Below are 2,543 nucleotides of genomic sequence, written 5' to 3'. Positions count from 1 at the left end.
TGTATTTGCAGCTACAAAGCCAAGACATTAACGAAATAATCAGCACTTTGAACCCTGTCCTGAGCAGATACTTGGATATTCCTACACGGTAGTAAATCAATGAACTCCAGACTGCCAAGGAATTTCAACCATCCTTACCTTTAGGGCACTACCCCATTTCTCACATCGTTTTTTGATCTCTATTGACGGTATTAACCCAAGCGTATTGGTTTATAATTCGATTCAAGTCTGAGCGACAAACTCAAAGATCCATACTTCCATTTCATAGGGCGATTATACTCATGATTTCGGCTGCGATCGCCAGATTGGATTTTTGGGGCAGTTGATCGAAAAGCAGGCTCGCGATCGAGCTTCTGATGTGGTATGGGTTGTAGCTTTACATTGTGAGAGGAGGCGTAATTGAAATGACACCTGCGATCGTCGTACTAGATACCGACAAACAACCCGTTACAGCCGCTATTTCACATCTGGTGAAACCGGGGCGCGAACAGGAATACGAACAATGGTTGCATGATGTTTCTGGAGTTGCCCAACAATTTGACGGACATTGTGGCGTTAGCTTTATCCGTCCCCATGATTCATCCCATCCCGAATATGCGATCGTCCTCAAGTTTGATTGCTACAAACATCTCAAGGAATGGATGGATTCCCCCGTCCGCCAACGCTGGATCGACAAGGTACAACCCCTGGTACAACAAGATCAAAATGTAGAAATCCTGACTGGTTTAGAGACCTGGTTCACCCTGCCAGGAAAGCTCGTTCAGCATCCACCCAAACGCTACAAAATGGCGATCTTAACCGGATTAGCGGTCTTTGTCGTAGTCCAGCTTCTGGGAGCGCTCCTTGCGCCTGCATTGACTGTTTTACCGCCATTAGTGCGATCGTTTGTGTTAACTTTGCTAACCGTTTTCTGTTTGACTTATCTGGTTATGCCCCGTGTAACTCGGTTATTTTATCGATGGCTTTATCCCAAAAATTCTTGAAATTATCGGAGGATAGTTCTATGTCAAATCCACAAGTCAAGCATCCGATCCACGATCGCAATGCCCGCGGTCATACAAAAATAGGTTGGCTCGACAGTTATCATACTTTCTCCTTTGGTGGCTTCCAAGATCCCGATCGCATGGGTTTTCGGAGTTTGCGAGTAATTAACGACGATCGCGTTATTCCTGGTGCTGGATTTGCTACCCACGGACACCGCGATATGGAGATTCTCACCTACGTTTTAGAAGGAGAATTAGCCCATAAAGATAGCCTGGGAAATGGTTCGGTCATCCGTCCCGGAGATGTCCAAGTTATGAGTGCGGGTACAGGCATTCAACACAGTGAATTCAACGCTTCCAAAGATGACCCAGTACATTTTCTGCAAATCTGGATGTTACCGGATACACAAAATCTAACTCCTCGTTACGAGCAGCTTAATTTTGGATTAGAAGCAAAGCAAGGCAAATTGAAATTGGTTGCTTCTAAGGATGGGAGAGACGGCTCTGTAACGATTCACCAAGACATTAATCTCTATGTTTCGGTGCTATCATCAGGCGATCGCGTTGTGTTTGAGATGTCCAGCGATCGCTTTGCGTGGGTTCAGGTAGCACGCGGCATCGTGACGTTGAACGGTGAATCGTTGTGTGAAGGCGATGGCGTGCAGATTGGTAGCACAGAAGTGCTAGAACTGACTACCGAAGCCAATGCTGAAATCTTGATCTTCGATCTGGCGTAAGTCCTCAAATGCGATCGACTTATTCATCCGCTCGTTTCAGTTATATCAAAATAAAAGCGATCGCACTTATAACAAAAATCGCGATCGCCTATTCATCATTAAACCTAGATTCACGGTATCCGATCGCACAAACAATTTTGCGAGCGACGCAACTCAGCCAATTCTCCTGTAACCCTCCTAAAAGTCGCAAGCTAGCGAGAAACAAGGTCGCGAACGGGAACCTTCGGACTATTAAATGCAAAACACAAATGCTCCCAAACCAATGGAACCCAAGCCATAATTAAAGTAAGTCGGCAGGTTATAGAGCAATGCGGTTTACTTAAGGTTTGGGAGGCTTTAAGATAGTAAAAACAGGAGGATTCATTTTTATTCCAGTACCTCTGTTTTTAACTTTTTTTGGTATCATCTCAAAGAAAACCTGTACCAATTGGGTGGTTCTAATCAACGTTTGCGAATACTAAAAACTCATCTATGGCGTGGTCAGGTCGATGGGAAAATCGCCGATGCAGGCTGACTGCGATGTACCTCACCTCAAGAACTTTCTGGATAATATAGCAATACGGTTCACTTAAAAATATCCAGGCGGCAAAAAAGCATGAAAAATAAATACTGCGATTGCTTCGTTCCTCTCTTCGGACAATCTTAAGTGAACCGTATTGGATTATAGCAATCCTAAATCATTATCTACACTTATTATGATATAATTATATGCAATGATTGATTGTGACAATAAAAAAAATGAATAACTTACAAATGCCACAGAAAGATATGGAAAAAGAAAGAGCGGCGTTAGAATCTTTCATCAAAAGCGATCGAACTGTAA

Annotated in this window: 2 protein-coding genes; both read left to right on the top strand. The window is 43.6% G+C overall.

Going from position 1 to position 2,543, the window contains the following annotated elements; genetic code table 11:
- The first annotated feature begins 404 nt into the window (after nt 1-404).
- Complete coding sequence (locus QUB52_RS28920; RefSeq protein ID WP_265240105.1) at nt 405-983, top strand: antibiotic biosynthesis monooxygenase; 579 nt, start codon at nt 405-407, stop codon at nt 981-983.
- Between the two features lie 20 nt (nt 984-1,003).
- Entirely contained in the window at nt 1,004-1,720 is a 717-nt protein-coding gene (locus tag QUB52_RS28915; RefSeq protein WP_332972612.1) for a pirin family protein, read from the top strand.
- The last annotated feature ends 823 nt before the right edge of the window (nt 1,721-2,543 follow it).

Origin of the sequence: Microcoleus sp. A6-C6, from assembly GCF_036705955.1 — a bacterium.
In the GTDB taxonomy this organism is placed as follows: Bacteria; Cyanobacteriota; Cyanobacteriia; order Cyanobacteriales; family Microcoleaceae; genus Microcoleus.
The sequence above is the reverse complement of the archived record's forward strand: the minus strand, read 5'-3'. Positions and strand labels throughout refer to the sequence as shown.